The sequence below is a fragment of the Herbidospora solisilvae genome (genome assembly GCF_009901565.1).
Classification (GTDB): Bacteria; Actinomycetota; Actinomycetes; order Streptosporangiales; family Streptosporangiaceae; genus Herbidospora; species Herbidospora solisilvae.
In genome coordinates this window covers 126,685-149,105 of record NZ_WXEW01000005.1, presented here as the reverse complement: position 1 = coordinate 149,105, position 22,421 = coordinate 126,685, and the positions used below count along the sequence as shown (strand labels likewise).

General features: G+C 69.9%; 22 protein-coding genes. 12 read left to right on the top strand and 10 right to left on the bottom strand.

The genetic code is table 11. The features are described from left to right. Positions 1–75 precede the first annotated feature (75 nt). A complete protein-coding gene (locus GT755_RS17505; RefSeq protein WP_161480775.1) occupies positions 76–663 on the top strand; it encodes an acyl-CoA-like ligand-binding transcription factor in 588 nt (195 codons plus the stop codon). A 3-nt stretch (positions 664–666) separates the two neighbouring features. On the opposite strand, the gene GT755_RS17500 is transcribed toward GT755_RS17505, so the two are convergent. Next, positions 667–1,353, bottom strand: a complete 687-nt coding sequence (locus GT755_RS17500) for an MgtC/SapB family protein (protein WP_161480774.1) — start codon at positions 1,351–1,353, stop codon at positions 667–669. Positions 1,354–1,547: 194 nt separating this feature from the next. On the opposite strand from GT755_RS17500, the gene GT755_RS17495 reads away from it, so the two are divergent. Further along, on the top strand, positions 1,548–3,149 hold the full coding sequence (locus GT755_RS17495) for an amino acid adenylation domain-containing protein (RefSeq protein ID WP_161480773.1): 1,602 nt from the start codon (positions 1,548–1,550) through the stop codon (positions 3,147–3,149). Then, positions 3,146–4,411 (top strand): condensation domain-containing protein, encoded by a 1,266-nt coding sequence (locus GT755_RS17490; RefSeq protein WP_161480772.1) that lies wholly within the window; start codon positions 3,146–3,148, stop codon positions 4,409–4,411. Before GT755_RS17495 ends, GT755_RS17490 begins: the two co-directional genes overlap by 4 nt. On the opposite strand, the gene GT755_RS17485 is transcribed toward GT755_RS17490, so the two are convergent. The 4 genes from GT755_RS17485 to GT755_RS17470 form a co-directional block, all read right to left on the bottom strand. After that, a complete protein-coding gene (locus tag GT755_RS17485; RefSeq protein WP_161480771.1) occupies positions 4,408–4,977 on the bottom strand; it encodes a carboxymuconolactone decarboxylase family protein in 570 nt (189 codons plus the stop codon). The genes GT755_RS17490 and GT755_RS17485 overlap by 4 nt on opposite strands. Beyond that, positions 4,977–5,768 carry a class I SAM-dependent methyltransferase gene (locus GT755_RS17480; RefSeq protein WP_161480770.1) on the bottom strand — a complete coding sequence of 264 codons (792 nt, stop codon included), beginning with the start codon at positions 5,766–5,768 and terminating at the stop codon, positions 4,977–4,979. Before GT755_RS17480 ends, GT755_RS17485 begins: the two co-directional genes overlap by 1 nt. Before the next feature lie 12 nt (positions 5,769–5,780). Further along, positions 5,781–7,574, bottom strand: a complete 1,794-nt coding sequence (locus GT755_RS17475) for a tetratricopeptide repeat protein (RefSeq protein WP_161480769.1) — start codon at positions 7,572–7,574, stop codon at positions 5,781–5,783. Positions 7,575–7,652: 78 nt separating this feature from the next. Further along, the gene (locus GT755_RS17470) at positions 7,653–8,039 is read right to left on the bottom strand and encodes a rhodanese-like domain-containing protein (protein WP_030452721.1); all 387 of its coding nucleotides are present in this window, start codon (positions 8,037–8,039) and stop codon (positions 7,653–7,655) included. Between the two features lie 248 nt (positions 8,040–8,287). On the opposite strand from GT755_RS17470, the gene GT755_RS41145 reads away from it, so the two are divergent. From GT755_RS41145 to GT755_RS17455, 3 genes are all read left to right on the top strand, one after another. Continuing rightward, complete coding sequence (locus GT755_RS41145; RefSeq protein ID WP_161480768.1) at positions 8,288–10,225, top strand: WD40 repeat domain-containing serine/threonine protein kinase; 1,938 nt, start codon at positions 8,288–8,290, stop codon at positions 10,223–10,225. Between the two features lie 121 nt (positions 10,226–10,346). Beyond that, a complete protein-coding gene (locus tag GT755_RS17460; RefSeq protein ID WP_161480767.1) occupies positions 10,347–10,853 on the top strand; it encodes an excisionase family DNA-binding protein in 507 nt (168 codons plus the stop codon). 33 nt (positions 10,854–10,886) lie between these two features. Beyond that, complete coding sequence (locus GT755_RS17455; protein ID WP_161480766.1) at positions 10,887–11,453, top strand: PIN domain-containing protein; 567 nt, start codon at positions 10,887–10,889, stop codon at positions 11,451–11,453. On the opposite strand, the gene GT755_RS17450 is transcribed toward GT755_RS17455, so the two are convergent. Both GT755_RS17450 and GT755_RS17445 read right to left on the bottom strand, forming a co-directional pair. Then, on the bottom strand, positions 11,450–12,583 hold the full coding sequence (locus tag GT755_RS17450; protein ID WP_161480765.1) for an acyl-CoA dehydrogenase family protein: 1,134 nt from the start codon (positions 12,581–12,583) through the stop codon (positions 11,450–11,452). The genes GT755_RS17455 and GT755_RS17450 overlap by 4 nt on opposite strands. A 366-nt stretch (positions 12,584–12,949) precedes the next feature. After that, on the bottom strand, positions 12,950–13,324 hold the full coding sequence (locus tag GT755_RS17445) for a hypothetical protein (RefSeq protein WP_161480764.1): 375 nt from the start codon (positions 13,322–13,324) through the stop codon (positions 12,950–12,952). A 432-nt stretch (positions 13,325–13,756) separates the two neighbouring features. Between GT755_RS17445 and GT755_RS17440 the strand changes: the two genes are divergently transcribed. Both GT755_RS17440 and GT755_RS17435 read left to right on the top strand, forming a co-directional pair. After that, the gene (locus GT755_RS17440) at positions 13,757–15,970 is read left to right on the top strand and encodes a rhamnogalacturonan lyase family protein (protein WP_161480763.1); all 2,214 of its coding nucleotides are present in this window, start codon (positions 13,757–13,759) and stop codon (positions 15,968–15,970) included. Between the two features lie 77 nt (positions 15,971–16,047). Further along, a complete protein-coding gene (locus GT755_RS17435; protein WP_161480762.1) occupies positions 16,048–17,172 on the top strand; it encodes a hypothetical protein in 1,125 nt (374 codons plus the stop codon). A 16-nt stretch (positions 17,173–17,188) separates the two neighbouring features. On the opposite strand, the gene GT755_RS17430 is transcribed toward GT755_RS17435, so the two are convergent. Further along, a complete protein-coding gene (locus tag GT755_RS17430; RefSeq protein ID WP_161480761.1) occupies positions 17,189–17,374 on the bottom strand; it encodes a hypothetical protein in 186 nt (61 codons plus the stop codon). A 99-nt stretch (positions 17,375–17,473) separates the two neighbouring features. Continuing rightward, positions 17,474–18,100, bottom strand: a complete 627-nt coding sequence (locus tag GT755_RS17425) for a hypothetical protein (protein WP_161480760.1) — start codon at positions 18,098–18,100, stop codon at positions 17,474–17,476. A gap of 66 nt (positions 18,101–18,166) precedes the next feature. Here GT755_RS17425 and GT755_RS17420 point away from each other — a divergent pair, with 66 nt between their 5' ends. The 4 genes from GT755_RS17420 to GT755_RS17405 all read left to right on the top strand — a co-directional run bounded on the left by GT755_RS17420 (position 18,167) and on the right by GT755_RS17405 (position 21,435). Further along, positions 18,167–19,123 (top strand): TIGR03885 family FMN-dependent LLM class oxidoreductase, encoded by a 957-nt coding sequence (locus tag GT755_RS17420; RefSeq protein WP_161480759.1) that lies wholly within the window; start codon positions 18,167–18,169, stop codon positions 19,121–19,123. Positions 19,124–19,260: 137 nt separating this feature from the next. Then, positions 19,261–19,794: a hypothetical protein gene (locus tag GT755_RS17415; RefSeq protein WP_161480758.1), complete on the top strand. Its 534-nt coding sequence runs from the start codon at positions 19,261–19,263 to the stop codon at positions 19,792–19,794. 40 nt (positions 19,795–19,834) lie between these two features. Further along, positions 19,835–20,785, top strand: a complete 951-nt coding sequence (locus GT755_RS17410) for a COG1361 family protein (protein ID WP_161480757.1) — start codon at positions 19,835–19,837, stop codon at positions 20,783–20,785. Positions 20,786–20,793: 8 nt separating this feature from the next. Continuing rightward, on the top strand, positions 20,794–21,435 hold the full coding sequence (locus GT755_RS17405) for a hypothetical protein (protein ID WP_161480756.1): 642 nt from the start codon (positions 20,794–20,796) through the stop codon (positions 21,433–21,435). Between the two features lie 26 nt (positions 21,436–21,461). Here GT755_RS17405 and GT755_RS41140 read toward each other — a convergent pair whose 3' ends face one another. After that, positions 21,462–22,331, bottom strand: a complete 870-nt coding sequence (locus GT755_RS41140; protein WP_161480755.1) for a DMT family transporter — start codon at positions 22,329–22,331, stop codon at positions 21,462–21,464. Between the last annotated feature and the right edge of the window lie 90 nt (positions 22,332–22,421).

Sequence of the window (22,421 nt, the reverse complement as noted above, 5' to 3'; positions counted from 1 at the left end):
GACGTGCCGAGAAGTTTTGCTCACACGGCAACTTTACCCATTGCGCAAATTTGCGCGCACAGTAGGGTGCCCCTTGTGGGACTGAGAGAACGGAAGAAGGCCGAGACCCGGCAGGCCGTCCACGAGGCGGCGCTGCGGCTGACCGTGGAGCTGGGCTTCGACGCGGTGACCGTCGAGGCCGTCGCCGACGCCGCCAACATCTCCCGTCGGACGTTCTCCAACTACTTCGCCGGCAAGGAGGACGCCGTCCTCTACGGCGAGGAACAGCGCATCCAGGAACTCGTCGAGCGCATCCGCCGCCGCCCGCCCGGCGAACGCGCCTGGCCCGCGCTCTGCCGCGCCTCCGCCGAGCTCTACGAGGACCAGGGCAAGGAGGCCGACCGCGAGTGGGCGATGCGCACCCGGCTGGCCCGCCGCCATCCGGCGCTGCTCGCCCGTCAGCTCGCCAACCAGGCGCTGCTGGAACAGGAGATCGCCGTCGAGGTCGCCGCCCGCGAGGGCCTAGAAGACCACACGCTGCGCCCGCGGGTGCTGGCGGCGGCCTTCCTGGCGGCGCTGCGCGTCGCGATCGTGGTGTGGCTCGACGAGCGCGAGTCCCGTCCGCTGGGCGAGGTGCTCCAGGCCAGCCTCGCGGAGATGGGCGAGAACTTCGCCCGGGGCTGACGGCTACAGGTCCGGTTCCTCCGTCGACACCGCGAGCACTCCCTCGAGGTCGGTCAGCGCCAGGGTCAGCGCGGGGATCGACCCCCCGCCTTGGAGAACGATGCGGATCGAAACGGTCCCCGGGCGGGTCTCCCGGTCGACGGTCATCTGCCTGACCGACCAATCACGGTCGCCGCAGGTCGTGAGGATCTGCCGCAGCACGCCCTTGCCGTCGACATAGGTCAGCCGGAGCTGGGTCTCCTCGAACTTGGAGCGCGGGAGCAGGGCCGCCAGCGGCGGGAGTCCCAGGATGATCAGGAAGTGGCCCGCCGTCACGGCCACGGCCAGCACCCAGAGCCCGGCCCCCGCGGCCATGCCGACCGCCGTGGTCACCCAGACCACCGCCGCGGTCGTCAGCCCCCGCACGATGTCGCGCCGGACGAAGATCAGCCCGCCGCCGATGAACCCGATGCCCGACACGATCTGCGCGGCGACCCGGGACGGGTCGAGCAGGACCTCATCGCTCAGCACGTCGGTGAAGCCGTATTTCGAGACGATCATGAAGAGTGCGGCGCCCACGCCGACCAGCGTGTGGGTGCGCAACCCCGCGCCGTGCTGGCGGCGTTCGCGTTCCAGGCCGATCGCGGCCGAGAGCACCATGGCGAGGGCCAGTTCACCGATCTGGGCCCAGCCCTGCCCGTCGAAGTCCATCTTGCGGGCATACCCTCGGAACCTTGAAAGTTTCGGAATAACGTCTCAAACATTTCTCTGTCGTTTCCCGCTGAGGTTGCCTATCCTGCCGATACGAGAAATTTCACTGCTTGTCCTGCCTGGGCAAGCTGTCACTTTCCGTGCCCCCTGACCGGGTTCACGGTGGCTCGAAATATTTCGAAACGGTGGTGGCCGTGCGGGTTGACCGAAACCTCACGCTTCCCGAGCAGGCGGAGATCACGTTCGGTGAAGGGGACCGGCGGGCCGACGCCGTCGGAGAGCTCGACGTCGTCCCGGACGCCGACCGGGAGAAATTACTCGTCACCTGGAACGACACCGGCGTCGCCTACCCGCCGGTCACGCTGCCCGAGTTGTTCGCGGCGCAGGTGCGGACGACCCCCCACGCGGTCGCGGTCTGGTGCGACGACCGCACGCTGACCTACGCCGAGCTCGACATGGCCGCCGGGCGGCTGGCCGGACGCCTCCGGCGGCTCGGCATCGGCCCCGGCGACCTCGTGGCGGTCCGGATCCCCCGCTCCGACGACCTGCTGGTCGCGCTGCTGGCCGTGCAGCGCGCGGGGGCGGCGTACCTGCCGCTGGATCCCGGGCATCCGGCCGAGCGCCTCGACCTGATCCTGGCGGACGCGCAGCCGAAGCTCGTGCTGACCGACGCACGCGCCGACGACCACGAGGGCTACCTGCGGCTGACCTCGCCCGACGACCTCGCCTACGTCGTCTACACCTCGGACTCGACCGGGCGGCCCCAGGGCGTCGAGATCACCCACGGGAACCTGGCGAACCTGCTGCTGGCGATGCGGGACCTGCTCGGGTCGGGCCCGGACGACCGCTGGCTCGCGCTCGCTTCACCCGCGTTCGACAGTTCGGCGCTGGAGTTCTACCTGCCGCTGATCACCGGCGGCCGGGTGGTCGTCGCGGGGGCGGGGGCCGTACGGAACCCGAAGGCCCTCGCCGATCTGGCGAAGACACAGGGCGTGACGTTCGTGCAGGCGAGGCCCTCGGTCTGGCGGCTGCTGCTGCCGGGCGGGATCTCCGGCGTGACGGCGCTGACGGGCGGGGAGGCGCTGCCCGCGTCCCTGGCGGCCGAACTCCGGCAGCGGTTCGGCCGGGTGGTGAACGTCTACGGCTCGACCGAGACGACGATCTGGAGCACCTTCTCCGACGACGACTCCATCGGGCGGCCGATCGCCAACACCACCATCCGCCTGCTCGACGACCGGCTCAGGCTGGTGCCGGTCGGGACGCCGGGTGAGTTGTGCGTCGGCGGCGCGGGGGTGGCCCCCGGCTATCGGTGGCGGCCCGAGCTGACCGCCGAACGCTTCGTGAACGACCCGTTCGGGGCCCCGGGCGACCGCCTCTACCGGACCGGCGACCTGGCCCGATACCGCGACGACGGCACCATCGAGTTCCTGGAACGCCTGGTCGCCGGCGCGGTCGAGGGAGGCGTTGGCGTTGAACGTACCGATGAGGACGGTCTTGGAACGGCCCACCGTGGCCGGGCCGGCACTGGCCGTCGAGAAACTGCTCGATCTGGAGATGGCATGACCGAAGAGCTCAGGGTGCGGCTGGCCGGGATGATCGCGGACGCGTCCGGCGGCGTGATCAGCCCCGGCGAGGTGCTGGCCGGACGGCACACGTTGTCGGCGCTCGGCCTGACGTCGCTGGCCAGGATCAGCCTGATCGACACCATCGAGGACGTCTTCGGCCTGGAGATCGACCTCAGCGGCGACCTGTCGTCGTTCGAGGACGTCGACACCCTAGTCGCGGCGCTGAAATGAAGATCGAGTTCAATGGCGCCACAGAGGGGGAGGCGCCGCTGACCTGGGGCCAGCGGCTGATGTGGCGGGCCGTCCACCTGATGGGCGACAGCCAGAACTACCTGAACTGCCCGTTCGTGTTCCCGGTGTACGGCCGCCGGGAACTGCCCCAGGTGCTCGACGCGCTGCGGGTGCTGATCGAACGGCACGAGGCCCTGCGGACCACCTTCTCCGACGCCGGGCAGCGGATCCTCCGCGAGGGCGTGCTGGAGATCGACCTGGTCGAGGCCGGCCCGGAACGCGGGCTCCGGGTCGCCGAGCGGGTGGCGGGCGAGATGGCGCACACCGTCTTCGACCACGGCGCCGAATGGCCGCTGCGCTGCGCGGTCGTGGTCAAGAACGGCCGCCCGTTCGCCCTGGCCTGCGTCTTCACCCACCTGGCGGTCGACTACCACGCCCTCGCCCTGCTGGCCGAGGAGTGGAAGTCCCTGCTGAAGGGGGTCGCGCCGCCGCCGGTGGCCTGGCAGCCGCGCGACCAGGCCGGATTGGAGGCCTCCGACGCCTGGCAGGCCCGGTCGGCGCGGTCGATCTCCTACTGGCGCGACGTGCTCGCCGACGCCCCGCTGGAGGTCTTCGACCATCCGCCGGGCGAACCCGAGGACCCCCGGTTCATCGAGGTCACCATGGAGTCGCCCGCGCTGGCGGTGGCCGCCACCCGCTTGTCGAGCCGGCTGGCGGTCAGCTCGACCAGCGTGCTCCTGGCCGCCTGCGCCGGGGAGCTGGGCGAGGTCAGCGCGCGGTCACGGGTGGTCATGCAGCTCGTGCACAACAACCGCCGCGACGCCCGGACCCGGGGCATGGTCGGCACGGTCGGCCAGGACGCCCTGATCGTGCTCGACCTGCGGGAGCGCGACTTCCCCGAGTTCTGCCGCACCACCCATCGGGCCGCCCTCCAGGCCTACCGCAACGCCCACTACGACCCGTTCGCGATGACGGCGATGCGCGAGAAGGCGGGCGGGCACGACCTGGACGCCTTCTTCAACGACCGCCGGGCCGCCCCCGGCTGGCCGGCCCTCCCGCCCGAGGCCGACCTGTCGGTGGCGCACACCAGGACGTACACCAAGAACGCCTGGCCGGGCGTCAGGTTCAAGGTGTTCTTCACCGTCGGCACCGACCCCGGCACCGGCCAGTTGAGCCTCATCGCCGACACCGCCTACCTCCCCCGGACCACGGCTGAGGAGATGTTGCGCAGCGTCGAGGCCCGGCTGGTCGGGTCGGTCTAGTCGGCGATCGGGCGGCCGAAGTCGACCGCCGCGAGGATGCCCTCGGGTGTGGTGGTGCGCAACTGTGCGTCCGGCCGCAGGCCGAGGGCGTCGTTGACCGTGGAGAAGGCGATCCGGAGCGCCACGAACGTCGTGATGTCGAAGATCTGCGCGTCGGTGAACCCGGCGGCCCGCAACTCCCCGACGTCGGCCTCGGTGGTCGCGTGGGGCCGCCGGGTGATCTTGCGGGTCCACGCGGCGACGGCACGCTCGGCCTCGGTCAGGTCGGCGTCGGAGCCCGTGAGCACCGAGACCGCCGTTTCCGGGTCGGCCCAGACGGCGAGCTTGTTGCCCCACGACAACGCGCAGTAGGAGTTCCCGTAGGCGACCGCGCAGGCGGCCACCATGATGCCCCGCAGCCGCAGCGGCATCCCGCGCGTGACCTCTCTGGCCAGGCCGAAGATGCCCTCGGCCACCTCGGGCCGGTAGCCCCAGAAGCGGGTGGCGTTCATGACGTAGCCGAACTCCTTGAGATCGACCTCGGCCTCCGCCGGGTCGGCCTCCACGTCGGCCAGGAAGCTGCTCATCACGCCTCCTTCCGGGCCAGATAGCCGACCACGTCGACGCTCGCCCGGAGCGGCAGACCGGCCCGCAGCCGTTCGCTCGCCCCCTTGATCGCGGCGGCGGTGAACGCGTCCTCGCCGACGTTCTGAATCGCCTCGTACGCCGGCCCGGTCGACGCCAGTGCCCGCGCGTAGGTCGCCGGGTCGGCGAACTCCCACGCGAACGGCACCGTCACCCGCCGCACGTCGGCGAACCCGAACGCCTCCAGCACCTGCTCACCGGCCCCCGGACGCCCGAGGGCGACCATGTTCCGCTGGTTGTCGACCTTCGGCGGCGCGGCCAGCCGGAACGGCTCCAGCGCCCACGCGCCGGGTGACTTCTTGATGTGCCCCCACACGGTCAGCCCCACCCGGCCGCCGGGCTTCAGCACCCGGTGGATCTCCCGCAGCGCCAGCGGCGTGGTGCCCCAGACCCCGCGGAAGCTGGTCACGGCGTCGAACGACGCGTCGTCCCAGGGGAGGTCGTGCATGTCGCCGACACGGACGTCCGCGCCGGGGTTGCGGTCGCGGGCCACCGCGACCAGCCGGGCCGAGGCGTCGATGCCCGCGCACCGGGCGCCCCGGACGGCGGCCAGTTCCAGGGCCAGCCCCGCGCCGCAGGCGACGTCGAGTATGCGGTCGCCGTCGCCCACACCGAGATGCTGGTGCATGGCGACGTATTCTCTGCAGTTCCCCGGTTCGCTGAGCGTCGCGAAGTCGACCGCGCGGCGGCCCCACCCCTCGTCGACCAGCATCCAGGCCGTCGAATCGTACATTTCCCCTGTTTCCTAACGAAGCAGCGCGGCGAGGGCGGGGTTGTCGATCCCCGCTCCGAGCATCCGCGCGGAGGCGAGCGCCGTCCGGTCCCCGAGACGGGCGTTGTGCAGATGGGCCCGGACGACCCATTCGCGCATGTCGCACCGGGCCGCCAGGGATCCCAGTGTGGTCACGAGCGGGCGGGCCCGCTCGGTGTCGCCGGCGTCGAGCGCGCAGGTGATCGTCGCGTCGAGCACGTTGGCGTGCACCCACTGGTAGCGGTCGGGCAGCCGGTTGCAGCTGTCGGTCGCCTGGCCGAACCAGCGGAAGGCGGCCGTGTGGTCGCCCCGGTCGCGGCTGAGCAGGCCGAGCCCCCGTGCCGCAGTCCCCTCCCAGCACGGGTCCTCGACCTGACAGGCCAGCACCCACGCCCGTTCGAGGCCGTCGGCGGCGGCCTCGACGTCGCCCATGCGCAGGTCGATCTCGGCATGGAGCGCGGTCGGCCACGGCAGGAACGCCATCCAGCGCTGCTCCTCGGTCAGCTCCAGCGAACGCCGGAGCACCGCGTGGGCCTGGGAGCGTTCGTCGCGCATCAGGTGCACGCGTCCGAGGATCGACAACGACCAGGCGTGCTGCTTGTGGTCGCCACAGCGGGCGGCCCGCTCGATCGACTCCTCCAGATGCCCGATCGCGGCGCGGTAGTCGCCCTGGTCGGAGGTGTTCTGGCCGAGCACCCCGCAGACCGCCGCCATCTCCGCGTCGGTCTGCGCCATCTCGGCGGCCTTGGTCAGCCACATCGTGGCGGCGGTCCGCCGGCCCGCCTTGACCTCGACGAAGCCGAGTTCCTTGTGGGCGGTCACCGCGACCGACCGGTCGCCCGAGGCGACCGCGTGCAGGATCGCCTCGTGCAGCGCCAGCGAGCCCTCCTCGTCGCGCCCCTGGAGGGCGTGGACGAGGGCGCTGCCGAGCGCGCAGTAGGCCCGCGCCTTCAGCGCCGCGTCCCCCGTCCGGGAGGCCTCGGCGACCGCCGTGCGCAGACACTGGACGCCGGCCGCCACGGCCCCCGCCGTGATCGCGGCCCGGCCCGCGTTGAGCTGGCTGATCGCGGCGGCCCGGCCGCTGAGCGGCGGCAACATCGGCGAGTCGGAGCCGACCGTGGCCGCTTCCCGCAACGCGGGCGACGTGCGCACGCCCAGCTCTCGCCGCATCAGGTCTTCGCACACGGAGACCTGCTTCAGCGCGGCGGCCCGGTCGCCGGCCATGGTGAGGCTGCGCACCAGCAGCTCGTGGTTGCCCTCGTCGAGCGGGTTGTGCTCGACCGCTCGGGCGGCGTACACGACCGCCTCTTTCGCCCGGCCGGCCGCGAGCAGCCGGGCGGCGGCCTGCCGGAGCCGGGCCTCGATCATCCCCGCCACCCGGTGGCGGGCCACCAGGAGCCAGGACTCGAACTCGAGGGAGGACGCGAGGTGCACACCCTCCAGCAGCTCTCCCCCGAGTTCGAGCAGCGGCGCCGGATCGGCGTCCTGGTCGAGCAGGACGCGCACGTCGACCGTGACGTCCTCCCCGAAGTCGGTGCGCACCGGATCACCCGACAGGGACTCCTTGAGGCCCAGCGAGCGGCGCAGTTCGGCCAGCGTCCAGCGCAGCGCGCCCAGCGGGTCGTCGGCGTCGCCGAACAGCAGCTCGGCGAGGCGTTTGCGGCTGGGCGGCCGTTCGGCCAGCAGCAGATAGGCGAGCAGGGCCCACGCCTTCCGGCCGCGCGGCGGCTTGGCCGGCCGGCCGCCGATCTCGACGACCGGCGGTCCGAGCAGCCGGATCGACACCATGAGCCCGCTCCCTCCCCGGCCTAGCCGCCGTCTCCGACTACTCTCACATTGACGGACGGCATCGGCCCAGATCCACTTTCAGTTCTCGTGGGTGGTCGGACGGCCCGCGTCCTTCCAGGCCTTCAACCCGCCGTCGAGGTGGGCGACGTCCTGGTAGCCCAGCGACTGGAGCGTCCGGGCGGCCAGCGCCGACCGGCCGCCGGAGGCGCAGAACAGGATCACGGTGCCGGCCGGGTCGAACTCGGCGCGGTGGTACGGGCTGGACGGGTCGGCGTAGAACTCGAGCATCCCCCTGGGAGCGAGGACGGCCCCCGGGATGGTGCCCTCCTTCTCCACCTCGCCCGGCTCCCGCAGGTCGACCAGCGTGACGCCGCCGGCCTCGACCGCCTTGGCGACCTCGTCGACCGGCAGGTTGTCGATCTGCGCGCGCGCCTGGGCGATCAGAGCCTTAACGGACTCGCTCATTGTGATGTCCCCCTCTTGGACTTCTGTCTTCGTGACGTCTCCGACTATCCGGGGGTGCCGTGTGAACCAGCGTGTGCGTTCTCACCCGCGTTCACACGGATCCGACCGCGCGCCTTCGGCTCGTCGGGGGAGCGTCCGCGGAACCGCGAGATCGCCCGCCGCATCCACCTCTCCGCCCGGCCGCTGCCTGCGGGGGGCTGGCCGAATCGTGATCCTGCGGTTCGGTGGACCGCTCCTATCATGAGGTCGTGAACGCGGAGCCTGGCATACCGGCGTCGATCGACACCTATCGCATCCTCCACCGCATCGGACACGGCGGCCAGGGCGCGGTCTACCGCGCCGAGACCCCCGACGGCACCCCGGTCGCGCTGAAGGTCCTCCACGACGAACTGTCGAAAGACGCCGACCACCGCCGTCGCTTCCTGCGCGAGGTCGAGATGGCCCGCCGGGTCGCCCCGTTCTGCACCGCCCGCGTGCTCGACATGGGCGTCTTCGGCGACCGGCCCTACATCGTGAGCGAGTTCGTGCCCGGCGCCTCCCTCCACCACGTGGTGCAGCAGGAAGGCCCCCGCACGGGCGGCGGCCTCGAACGCCTGGCCGTGGCGACCGCGACCGCGCTGGCGGCCATCCACCGGGCCGGGATCGTGCACCGCGACTTCAAGCCCAGCAACGTGCTGATGGGCCCGGAAGGCCCCGTCGTGATCGACTTCGGCATCTCCCGCGCCCTCGACCACACCGCGACGATGTCGGGCTCGATCGGCACCCCCGGCTACATGGCCCCCGAGCAGATCGAGCACGGCGAGGTCACCCCCGCCGCCGACGTCTTCGCGTGGGCGGCCACGATGGCCTTCGCCGCGACCGGCAGACGCGCCTTCCCCGGCACGACCGTGCCGCAGATCATCAACGCCATCATGAACCGCGAGCCACAACTCGACGGCGTGCCCGCGGGCCTCAAGCCGCTGATCGAGCAGGCCCTGAACAAGAACCCGGCACTCCGCCCGACGGCCCCCGACCTGGTCAAGGCCCTGACGGGCGACGAGTTCGCGGTCGAGACCATGCCGCTCGCGCCCCCGGTGAAGAACCGCAAACCGGCCTGGCTGGCCGGCGCCCTGGCGGTCGCGGTGGCCGGCGGCATCCTGACCTGGCAACTCTGGCCCGACGGAGACACCGCCACGACCGGCGAGGGCGCCCGCATGGGCACCACGCTGACCCCCGCCCCGGTCACCTTCGGCCGCCCGGTGGGCGGCCCGGTCGACGTCCAGGAAGACGACGTCCGCAACATCGGCTTCATCGACATCGACGGGGTGCCGACGGCGGTGAGCGGCGGCGACGACAACACGGTCCGCGTCGTCGATCTGAACACCGGCTCCGAGCTGTACGCCATGACCGGCCACGAGAAGTGGGTCAGAGACGTCGCCGTCGGCCTGCTCGACGGCACCGAGATCGCCGTCACCGCCGCCGACGACGGCTCACTGCGCATCTGGGACCTCCGCAACGGCACCCAGATGAGCAACCCGATGCTCGGCCACGAGGGCGGCGTCAAGGGCGTCGACATCGGCACGCTGAACGGCGACCCCATCGCGGTCAGCGGCGGCGTCGACGGCACCGTCCGCGTCTGGGACCTGCACAGCGGCGAGCAGATCGGCGAGCCCATGACCGGCACCACGGGCGCCGTCTGGGCGGTCGCGCTGGCCGAGGCGAACGGCGTCCCGATCGTCGTCAGCACCGGCGACGAGGGCTGGGTCCGGGTCTGGGACCTGACCACGAGAAAACAACTCGGCGAGCCGATGACCGGCCACATCGGCTGGGCCAGATCAGTCGAGATCGGCGAACTCGACGGCAGGCCCATCGCCGTGACGGGCGGCGAGGACAAGACCGCCCGCCTCTGGGACCTGACGACCCGCACGACTCTCGGCACCCCGCTGACCGGCCACACGAGCTGGGTGTGGGGCGTGGCCCTGGGCGAGTCGGACGGAAAGCCGATCGCGATCACCGCCAGCGAGGACAAGACCGCCCGCGTCTGGGACCTGACCGCCGGCGCCGAACTCGGCGGCCCGCTGGAGGGGCACACCGACCGCGTGTACTGCGCGGCGTTCGGCACGGTCGGCGGAAAACCGGTCGCCGTCACGGGCGGCCGCGACGAGTCGATCCGCGTCTGGGACCTGTCGCCCCCGCTACCCGGCTGAAAACAAGATCAAGCGAATTCACAATCCGGGTGTTCCAACAGAATTCACCAATTACGTTTTCGATATTTTCGTTTCAGGGTAGAGTTCCGGCTACGGCAGCATGAGGTGACGGAGGTCTCGGATGGGCGACACATCTTTGGCCGCCGGTGACACCAGGACATTCCTCCCCGATGAAGATCCTGGAAACCAGGCCGCCATAGTCGATCTCGTTGCGGAACTACACAGGCGAGGACGCCCGGTCGCCGACCGCCCGGCCCTCCTGACCGGCCCAGACGGTTCGCCCCGACTGCCGTTGCCGCTTCCCGTCTACGACGCTCTGCTGAAAGTGGCCGAGGCGCTGTCGCAGGGTCTGGCCGTGACGGTCGCGCCGCAGCACACGACGTTGTCGACCTACCAGGCCGCCGAACTTCTCGGAATCTCCCGGCCGACTTTCGTCAAGCTCCTCGAAAGCCGCGAAATCCCGTACGAACGGGCGACCGACCGTCCGGGAGCACATCGGCGCGTGAAGCTCCGAGATGTCCTGATATATCAGGAAAAGCGACGTGTCGAACGGCGCCGCATCTTGGATGAACTCACTCAGGAATCCATAGAAGCGGGCACATACGACAAGCCGTCAGACGATTCCTAAGACGCTTTCCTGAAATGTACATATGCTGTCCGCGTGCCATTCTCCGCCATCCTGGACGCATGCGTTCTGTATCCGAACGCCCTGCGTGACACCCTTCTGCGGCTCGCGGAGGCCGGCACCTACCAGCCGTTATGGAGCGAGCGCATCCTGGCGGAGGCCCAGAAGGCCCTGATCCGCAAAGGAATGCCCGAGCCGAAGGTGGCGCGGATGTTGTCACTCGTCCAGAGCGCGTTTCCGGAAGCGATGGTGACGGGCTGGGAATCTCTGGAACGTTCCATGGCGAACCATCCCAAAGACCGACATGTGCTGGCGGCCGCCGTGCGCGGGCACGCCGACGCGATCGTCACGTTCAATCTGCGCGACTTCGCCCGCGCCGCCTGCCGACCATGGGACGTCGAGCCGCTCGACCCCGACACCTTCCTGCTTCACGAACTGGAGTCCGCCCCGGCCGTGATCCTCAATGTGGTCAAGGACCAGGCCGCGGCGACCGGCAGACCGCCGCACCCCGCGATGACTGTCGAAGACGTCCTGTCCTCACTTGAGAAATGCAGGGTCCCCCGGTTCGTCGCGGAGGTCCGTTCCCGGCTCCATCGCGGTTAGCGGGCCAGGCCTCTCGCGATGACCAATCGCTGGATCTGGTTGGTGCCCTCGAAGATCTGCATGATCTTCGCCTCGCGCATGTACCTCTCCACCGGGAACTCGCGCGTGTACCCGTATCCGCCGAACACCTGGACCGCGTCGGTCGTCACCTTCATCGCCGCGTCCGTCGCCACGAGCTTCGCCACCGACGCCTGCCTGGAGAACGGCAGGCCCGCGTCCTTGCGCCGCGCGGCGTCGACGTACGTCGCGCGGGCCGAGTCGACGGCCGCGGCCATGTCGGCGAGCAGGAAGCCGAGTCCCTGGTGGTCGATGATGCGCTTGCCGAAGGTGGTGCGTTCCTTCGCGTAGGAGACCGCGGCGTCGAGGGCGGCCTGGGCCAGGCCGGTCGCGCAGGCGGCGATGCCGAGGCGGCCCGAGTCGAGGGCGCTGAAGGCGATCTGGAGTCCCTGGCCCTCGGCGCCGATCAACCGGTCGGCGGGCAGGATCGCGCCGTCCCAGTGGGCGCTGGTCGTGGGGACGGCGTGCAGGCCCATCTTCTCTTCGGGCTTGCCGAAGGTCAGGCCGTCGACCTGGCCCGGTGCGAGGAAACAGGAGATCGACTGCTCGCCCGTCCGGGCGAACAGGGCGTAGAAGTCGGCGCGGCCGCCGTGGGTGATCCACGCCTTCGCGCCGTTGATCTCGTAGCCGTCGGCGACGCGGGTGGCGCGGCAGGTCAGGGCGGCGGCGTCGGAGCCGGCCTGGGGTTCGGAGAGGCTGTAGCCGCCGACGAGGTCGCCGGCGAGCATGTCGGGCAACCAGCGTTCGATCTGCTCGGGGGTGCCGAACGTCGCCAGGGGATGGCACGACAACGAGTGCACGCTCACCGCCACGGCCACCGCCGCCCAGCGCGCGGCGAGTTCTTCGAGCACCTGGAGGTAGACCTCGTAGGGCTGGCCACCGCCGCCGTACTCCTCCGGGTAGGGGAGGCTCAGCAGGCCGGCCGCGCCGAGTGTCGCGAACAGGCCCTCGGGATAGGTCTCGGCGCGCTCGTGCCGGTCCACGATGGGCAGCAGTTCCTTGTCCGCCACATCACGGGTGAGGTCGAGCAGGTCACGGGCCTCCGGGGTGGGGAGGAGCCGGTCGACGGCCACAGGGATCTCCTGACATCGGTCGTTGGTAACCCGATGCTCTCAGAGGCCTGTCCACTCCTTCGCAGTGGTCATCCCCAGTGGTCATCTCGTCGCGCAGGAAGGGAGGGTGTTCGGGGCTGTGGCGCGGCTCAGCCATGGCCACGCGTTCGCCCCGCCCCTCGGCACCGCCGGTCACCACGCGGGGCGGCAGGACGTCAAAAGACGGTCGCCACGCCGAGCGAGGTGCGGAACGGGGCCACCGGCGGCATGGAGACGCGCCGGAGTTCGATTCCTTCTAGCTTCGCGGGGAGAAAAGGTACCGCTGTGCCCCCGTTGGTGGGGGCACGCCAATCGTGATCTCTTTTCGCGGTAAGTCGCTGGTTCGGCTCAGGTGTGAGGCGGTGCGCGGGCCCGGTGTGCGGGGGTGCCGGCGACGTGGGCGGAGGTTGGCAGCCGCCACGCGCCGTATACCTGAACCGGCCGATTATCTCTGACCAGAATCACCGGCACGAATTCGACGAGCAGATAATTTCTCGTTGTTTTTATCGTCCGCGTCACCGTGGCATCTCCGCCCGGCGCGAGATCGCCGGGCCACCGCGGTAGATTGATGCGTCCCGCGACGGTCTCCTCAGTGTCGACCACCACGTCCGGCACCGGCGTCACCGACAGGGCAAGAGCCGTACCTGCGGGAACGAACAATCCGATGACGGCGAAGGCGAGCGAGACGAGAACCGCCCATGTTCTGCCGATCAGCCTGCTCACAACACACCCCCACAAATATCGAGCTCATTTGATTTTCGCCCCGGGGGGTGGCGCCTTATTTAGTGACACCCCTGAACTACCCCCGGCGATCGGGCCTGTAAACAAACTTCCGAAGAAAAAATTCGAGCGCCGCGATGTGGGCTTGTGTCCCTTTTTTCGGGGCCGGTACGCTGGCTAAATCCGGATATCCCGGCGAAGGGTCGGCCATTGTCGGCCCCGCCCGACAGGTGCGCCGTGTGCCGACAGATCAGGCTTTCTCGTGCGGTCCGGCCGCCAATCAAAAATGGACATGGGGCCCATGAGTCCGAATCGGCCGATCTGAACGTTTCAGTCACGACCTCGGATGACATTACGGCGAAGTCGGCGATCGTTGACCAATTGAGTCGGGATTTCTACGTTCTGGGCCTGACGCTCCCCCAGATTGGACCGGCTATGAAACGTTTCGCCCTCATCGCGGCAGGGCTGCTGGTCGCCGCGGTCGCCTGGCAGGGTCCGGCCAAGGCCGCCGTGGCCTGTCGGATCGACTACTCCGTCGGCACGTCGTGGCCTGGCGGCTTCTCCACCACCGTCACCGTCAACAACCTCGGCGACCCCATCGACGGATGGCGGCTGACCTGGACGTTCACCGCCGGGCAGCAGATCACCCAGGCGTGGAACACCGCGCTCACCCAGAGCGGCGCCAACGTGACGGCGGACGACGCCGGCTACAACGGCCAGCTGGGGACGGGAGCCTCGGCCGCGTTCGGCTTCAACGCCTCGATGAGCGGCACCAACAACCCCGCGCCCACGAACTTCGTGCTCAACGGCGTCCCCTGCAACGGCCCCCAGCCCAGCCCGACGCCGACCCCCACCCCGACTCCGACCCCGACACCTACGCCGACGCCGACTCCCACACCCACCCCGACACCCACGCCCACGCCCAAGCCCACGCCGAGTGGCGCGAAGCAGGTCGAGGACCTCGACCGCGGCGTCATCTCGGTCCGCAGCGGCAGCGCGAACCTCGTGTCGTGGCGGCTGCTCGGCACCGAGGCCAGGGACACCTCGTTCAACGTCTACCGGTCGGGCACCCGCGTGGCCACCGTCTCCAACTCCACGAACTACCTGGACAGCGGGGCGGCGTCCGACGCGACGTACACGATCAGGGCCGTGACCGGCGGCGTGGAGGGGCCGAGCTCGGAGACCTCGCTGAGGTTCGCCAACGGCTACCTGGACGTCCCGATCACGCCGCCGAGTTCCAACTACACCGCCAACGACGCCGGCGTCGGCGACCTCGACGGTGACGGCCGCGTCGACCTGGTCCTGAAGTGGGAGCCGAACGACGCCAAGGACAACTCCCAGTCGGGCGTCACGTCCCCGGTCTACGTCGACGGCGTCAAGCTCGACGGCACCCGCCTGTGGCGGATCAACCTCGGCCGCAACATCCGCGCCGGGGCGCACTACACGCAGTTCCAGGTGTACGACTACGACGGCGACGGCCGCGCCGAGGTCGCCATGAAGACCGCCGACGGGACCGTCGACGGCCGGGGTACCGTGATCGGCAACGCGTCGGCGAACTACGTGAACTCCGGCGGCTACGTGCTCTCCGGGCCCGAGTTCCTGACCATGTTCAACGGCCAGACGGGCGCCGCGATGTCGACCGTCGACTACCTCCCGGGACGCGGCACCGTCTCCAGCTGGGGCGACAACTACGGCAACCGGGTCGACCGGTTCCTGGCCGGTACGGCCTACCTCGACGGCCAGCGCCCCTCGCTGATCATGTCCCGGGGCTACTACACCCGGGCGGTCGTGGTGGCCTGGGACTTCCGCAACGGCTCGCTCACCCGCCGGTGGACCTTCGACTCCAACAACGCCACCTCCTACGCGGGCCAGGGCAACCACCAGCTCTCCATCGCCGACGTGGACGCCGACGGCCGCGACGAGATCGTCTTCGGCGCCGCCGTCATCAACGACAACGGCTCGGGCCTCTACAGCACCGGCCTCGGCCACGGCGACGCGCTGCACGTCGGCGACCTGAATCCGGCGCGGCAGGGCCTGGAGATCTTCAAGGTCAGCGAGGACACCTCGAAGCCGGGCTCGTGGATGGCCGATGCACGGACCGGCCAGATCCTCTGGCAGACCGCCTCGGGCGGCGACAACGGCCGCGGCGTCTCGGCCGACGTGTGGGCCGGCAGCGCGGGGGCCGAGTCGTGGTCGGCGCGCGACACCACGCTCCGGTCGCCGACCGGCGCGAGCCTGGGCCGGGAGCCCTCGTCGATCAACTTCCTGGCCTGGTGGGACGCCGATCCCGTACGCGAACTCCTCGACGACGTGCGCATCGACAAGTACGGCACCGGCGGCGACACCCGCCTGCTGACCGCTTCGGGCGTGCACTCCAACAACGGCACCAAGGCGACCCCGTCGTTGTCGGGCGACATCCTCGGCGACTGGCGCGAAGAGGTGATCTGGCCGACCAGCGACAACCGGGCGCTGCGCGTCTACTCGACGCCCACGGTCACCGGCGTGAAGATCCACACGCTGCTGCACGACCCGATGTACCGCGCCGCGCTGGCCTGGCAGAACACCGCCTACAACCAGCCGCCCCACCCGAGTTTCTTCATCGGCGACGGGATGGCGACCCCGGCCAGGCCCAACGTGTACGTGCGCTGATCGCTGGTCGTGACCTTGGTCGGCGGGGCCGTGGGAGCGCCCTGCCGGCCAAGGTCCGCAGAATCTACGCTTGATGGATGTGGCCGTGGCGGCGCGGAGGCGTTCAGGATCATGTCATCGCCAAGCACATGCGGCGGTTCTACCGCCATGTGTCTCCTCAGGATCCCCCGGAGGAGGTCGCGCGGCGGTACGCCGTCTACTTCTGGGACGACCACAGGGCCACGCTGACCGACCGCGCCGGAATCGGCAACCACACGTTCGACGTCGGTCTCGGCGTCCGGCGGGGCTCCTTCGACCTGATCACCAAGCGCGTCTCGCTCATCTCCGACACGCTGCTGCTGTCGGACGACTGGCGCGGGAAGTACCACGAAATTCACCGATACAGCTCCGACAAGCCGAATCTGGGCGACATGCCGACGAACTACTTCGGCGTGGCGGAGGGGTCCCGGAAGAGGGACGGATACGCCGAGGCCTGGGACGACCGGTACGTCGGATTCACCACGCCCGACCTCGCGCGTCTCGGAACCTGGATCAGAGACGCCGAGCCCCTGCTGCGGGCCGGACTCGCGTGGTATCTGCCCAGCTACAGTGTCCGCACCCAACGTCTGGAGGACGGACGCGCCGTCGGCAAGACGAAGCCGGTCAAGCACAAGAACGTGATCGACTTTCTCGTCGAGGGGCGCCGGGCGATCGAGGTCTCCGGTGACAGGCCGGTCAAGAGCAGAGTCGTCCGGCCGATCCTGGAGATGGACCTGCCGTTCATCGACGGGGTCGGTCTGCGCGATTTCGGCAAGATCACCGTCGAGGAGTTCGGGTCCTACGAACGTCTCCGCAACCACCTGCGCCAGACGCTCGCCAGACTCGACCAGGCGCATGACGCCGTCCAGTCCGAGCGGGAACTGGCCAGGATCGGCCTTGAGATCGAGGGGCACATCCTCGACTGCCGTGACGAGATGGCGAGGGTCCGGAGCACCCGGGCGGTCGCCGCGAGCGGGGCCGTCGTGGGCACGGTGAGCGCCACGCTCGTGGCCGTCCACGGGCCGGCGCTCCTGCCCGCGCTGGGCATCCTCGGCGCGACGGGCGGGCTGTGGGGCGTCATCCAGGCGATGAACCAGAACAGCCTCCGCGCGATCCGCAGCGGCCCCTGGTACTACATCTGGGCACTCGACCGAGCGGCGAAACGCCGCGGAGCACGCGGATGACGAGGGACGAGGTTCGCTAGCCGCCGATCTCGCCCTTGCGGTCGCAGCGGGGGCAGATCCGGTAGCGGCCTTCGAACACACTCGACGGGAGAGTGCCCTTGCCTCCGCAGCGAGGGCACTTCCTGAGCGGGTTGCGTTGCGCCGCGCCGTACACGAGGAGGATCACGGCGAGGATGAACAGGACGGGCATGAGCGTGTCCATGGGACTCCCCTTTCGGGAGAGTTGCCGGACACCCAGCGTGCCGACCCAAACCGGGTCTGTGCATGGTCCCGTCGGCCGAGACGGGACCTATATGCCTTTTCAGTCGGCGATGTAACTCACGGAGTTCACGTAGTAGCCGGCCGCCTTCGTGCCCCGCACGTGCAGGAACATGGCGCCGCCCTCGTAGGAGTAGGCGCAGCTGTAGCCCTTCGTCTCCTTGGAGCAGCCCTGCCTGTGGTAGGGCACGCCGGTCGGGTCGTACTTGACCGCGAAGCGGGTCTTGATGGCCCCGGCGGTGGCGATCTCGCGGGCGCGGGTCTTGGCGCCGAGCTGCCAGTACCGGTAGAAGGTCTTCGCGACCGTCGACGGCGAGGTGACGTGCTGCGAGGTGTAGACCGCGGTCACCCGGGAGCCCTTGACGACCATGAGGATGCCGTTGAGGTCGCCCGGCACCTTCACGCTCGTGTGGACGTATCGGCACGTTCCAGCGGCCGTGCAGCCGGCGAACTTGTCGGGGGTGCGGAACTTGTACTTGAGGAGCTTGTCGACCGCGTCGGGGGCGGCCCACTTCAGCATCGCCTTCCTGTCCTTCGCGACGAAGCCCTTGAACACGTTCTTCGCGACGGTGGCGGGGGCGGGTGCCGCCGCCTGGGCGGCCGGGGCCGCGACGGTGAGCAGGGCGGTCGCGGTCAACGCGGCGCCGGTCAACAGTGATCTTGAGGACATGCGCCCACCATAGAGCTGCCCGCTTTACGCCCGATAGCGGATGACTTGCCGGGGTAGTCGATAGGCATGGCGATCTATGGCTTTCACGCCTCCCATGAGCAGGTTTCCCCCAGTGATCTTCTGGACGCCGTCCGCCTCGCCGACGAGGCCGGCTTCGCGATGGCGATGTGCTCCGACCACATCGCGCCCTGGAGCGCCCGGCAGGGCGAGTCGGGGTTCGCGTGGTCATGGCTGGGCGCCGCGCTGCAGGCCACCACGTTGCGGTTCGGCGTGGTGAACGCGCCCGGCCAGCGTTACCACCCGGCGATCGTCGCGCAGGCGATCGGGACGCTCGCGGCGATGTTCCCGGGCCGTTTCTGGGCCGCGCTCGGCTCCGGCGAGGCGTCGAACGAGCACGTCACCGGTGACCGGTGGCCGCGCAAGGAAATCCGGCAGCAGCGGCTGCGCGAGTGCGTCGACGTGATCAGGGCCCTGCTGAACGGCGAGGAGGTCACCCACGACGGGCTCGTCACCGTCGACCGGGCCAGGGTGTGGTCGCTCCCGGCGGAGCCGCCGAAGCTGATCGGCGCGGCGGTCAGTGTGGAGACCGCCAGGTGGGTCGCGGAGTGGGCCGACGGGCTGATCACGGTGAACAGCCCCAAGTCGAAGGAGGTCCTGGACGCCTACCGCGAGGCGGGCGGGCGGGGGCCGGCGGCCGTACAGGTGCATCTGAGCTGGGCGCCGAGTGAGGAGGAGGCCCTCGCGACCGCGCACGACCAGTGGCGGTCGAACGTGGTCGGCCCGCCCGGGAGCTGGGACTTCGACACCATGGAGATGTTCGACAGCGTGGCCCGGTTCGTCACCCCCGAGGAGGTCGCCAAGTCGGTCTTCGTGTCCGCCGACACCTCGCGGCACGCCGACTGGCTGCGCGGGTACGCCGACGCCGGATTCGACGAGGTCTACCTGCACCACGTGGGCAAGGAGCAGACCCGGTTCATCGAGACGTTCGGCGCGAAGGTGCTGCCCGAGCTCACTACAGGGTGACCACCCTGCGGTGACCCAGCGGATGGTCAAGATCTCCTCTGACCTGCGCGCGGAGCGCCGGGGGCGGCTCGTCAGCGATCTACGCTCGCGCTGACTTGTTCGCAACCCGGTGTTTCCGGGCGATGTGAGGATGACCGATGCGGCTTCTCAAATATGTGATCGGCATGGCCATGGCGCTGCTGATCGGTTCCGTTGCCCCGGCGCAGGCCGCCGACACCACTGTGACCTTCACGATCCAGGGCGGCGCGCTCACCATCAGCGCCCCGGCGAGCATCAACTTGGGCAACAGCGCCTCGGACACCACCCTTCAGGGCACGATCGGCCCGGTCACGGTCACCGACCTGCGCGGCACGCTGCTCGGCTCGTGGACCGCCGGTGTCACCTCGACCGATTTCACCACAGGTGGCGGCACCGCGAACGAGACGATCCCGAAGGCCGACGCCGCCTACGCGTCGGGCGCGGCCACCGCGACCAGCGGCGTCGGCACCTTCGCACCCGGCCAGCTCACCGTGCAGCTGGCCGCGCCGCTCACCGGCCAGGTCACGGCGTTCACCGCGGCCGCGCTGGTCGGCAACAACACGGTCACCTGGAACCCGACCCTTCGCGTCACCATCCCGAACTCCGCGGTCGCCGGCACGTACACGGGGACGGTGACCCATTCGGTCGCGTGACCGCGCCGCTTTCCATCGGATCCTGATCGCGCCTCTCCTGGTGCTGCTCGCCCTCCCCGCCCTGACCGGCCGGGCGGACGCGAAGCCGGAGGGGCTGATCGGGATCCGGCTCGTCGAGGCGCCAGAGGACAGGGCCGACGATCCACGCGCGCGGGCCTACATCGTCGACCACGTGAAGCCGGGGACCGTGATCCACCGGCGGTTCGCCGTGAACAACACCTCCGCGAGACCCCAGACATTGTGGTTGTACGCGGCCGGGGCCGAGATCAGGCAGAAGAAGTTCGGCTTCCTGCCGGAACAGACGCGCAACGAGTTGTCGTCGTGGATCTCGTTCGACCACCCGGCCGTGACGCTGCCTCCAGGCGGCGAACGAATGCTCAAGGCCACCATCCGCGTGCCCCGGACCGCCTGGAAGGGCGAGCGGTACGCCGTCATGTGGGCCGAGGCCCGCTCCTCGGCGACCGGGCAACACAACGTCCAGGTCAACAACCGGGTGGGCATCCGTGTCTACCTCGACGTCGGGACCGGCGGCGAACCGCCGACCGACTTCCGCGTCGACAAGATCTGGGCGAGCCGCGACCCGGCGGGGAAGCCGCGCCTGGATGCGCAGGTCACCAACACCGGCCGGCGGGCCGTCGACATGAGTGGTGAACTGCGGCTCTCGGAGGGCCCCGGCGGCACGTCGGCCGGACCGTTCCCGGTGACCAGCGGCGTGACCTTGGCGCCCCAGGACGTGGGGCAGGTCGAGGTCCTCCTCGATCCCTCGCTGCCCATGGGGCCGTGGAAGGCGGACCTGGAGCTGACGAGCGGACGTACCACCAGAACCGCGAGTGGGACGGTGACGTTCCCCGTCGCCCGCGACACGACGGCCGTCGTGAAACAGAGCAGCACCGGCTTTCCCTCGACGACCGCCCTGCTCGTCGCAGCGGGGGCGCTCACCGTGACGGGCGGTGGTTACCTCATCTGGCGACGGGCCCGGAGGACACCCTGAGACCACGCGTGACGGCGGTCCTGCTAACCGTGGTCGCCGCCGTCGTGACGGCCGCCCCCGCCGTGGCGGAGGAAGGCGGAGAGGGCGGGACCATGGGCGGCGTCCTGGTCGCCACTCAGGAGGAGTCGACCCGAAGTGGCCCGCCGTCCCCGGCACGCCCGGCACCCCGTCGAGAGTCCGGCAGATGGCGGGAAGGTTCGGCGAAACGGGCGGCCAACGCCGGTCTTGCCATCACCGTTCCCACGTCCAGAGCGCTCGGCAGCACCACCATCGGAGGCCAGTTGTCGGCCCAGCTCGGCACGGTCACCGTCGCCGACACCCGTGGCTCGGCGGTCCAGGTCAGCTACACGGCCACGGTGAGCACGACCAACTTCACGACCACGGTCGGCGGCAACACGTCCACGATCTCCAGGCCCAACATCTCCTACTGGTCGGGCCCGGCGACCACCGTATCGGGCACGGGTGTGTTCACTCCGGGCCAGCTCACCGCCGCGAACGCGATCGCCCTCACGGGCACGCACACGGCGTTCAGCGTGACTCTGGCGGTGGGAAACACCACGGTCGCGTGGAATCCGACAGTAATTGTCAGAGTTCCGTCATCGGCGGTCGCGGGTTCTTATTCGGGCACGATCACGCATTCCGTCGCGTGAGAAATTCACTCGCGACAGAGAGATGATCAGGCCGTTCTCCGCCGGGAGACGGCCACACCGGCCAGGCAGAGCGCGCCGCCCGCCAGGGCCAGCCAGGTCGGGGTCTCCCCCAGGACCACCCAGGCCATCACGATCACGATCGCCGGCACCACGTAGGTGGTGGCGCCCATCTTCCCCGCCGTCGTCCGCGCCAGGGCGTAAGCCCAGGTCGTGAAGGCCAACGCCGTTGGGAAAACGCCGAGGTAGACCAGGTTCAGCGTGGCCGACAGCGGCGCGTCGGCGGCCTGGCCGATGAGCTGCCCGGCGAACGGCAGGCAGGTGACCGCGCCGATGAGGCAGCCGAAGGTGGTCACCTGGAGCGCGGAGGCGTGCCGCAGCGCGGGTTTCTGCACGATCGTCGCGATCGCCCAGGTCAGCGCGGCCACCACACAGAGCGCCACACCGAGCACCGAGGCCCCGCCGCCCTCCGACATGGAGTAGCCGACCACGACCGCGCCGGTGAACGACACGGCCATGCCGATGAGCAGGCGACGTGGGAACCCCTCGCCGAGGAACAGCCCCGACAGCAGGGCGATGATGATCGGCCCGATGTTGACGACCATGGCGGCCGTCCCGGCGTCGACCTCCTGCTCGCCCCAGTTGAGGGCGATCATGTAGATCCCGAACCAGAGCACGCCGGAGACGACGATCCCCGGCCAGGCCGCACGTGGGGGCAGCCCTTCGCGCCGGGCCAGCAGGATGACCAGGAGGGTCAGCGATCCGGCGAGCATCCGCCCGAGGGCGAGGGCTCCGGGGGAGTACGAGAGCACGGCGTGCCTGATGGCGACGAACGCGGACGCCCAGAGCACCACGGTCACCCCCGCGGCGATGAGCGCTTTGCGGTCGGTTTGTTCCACGGTGGGCACTTTAGGGGGACACCCTCTCGCTCCGCATCACGGTTTCGCGCCCCATTGACAAGGGAGTTTTTTACGTACAAACTTATTTTT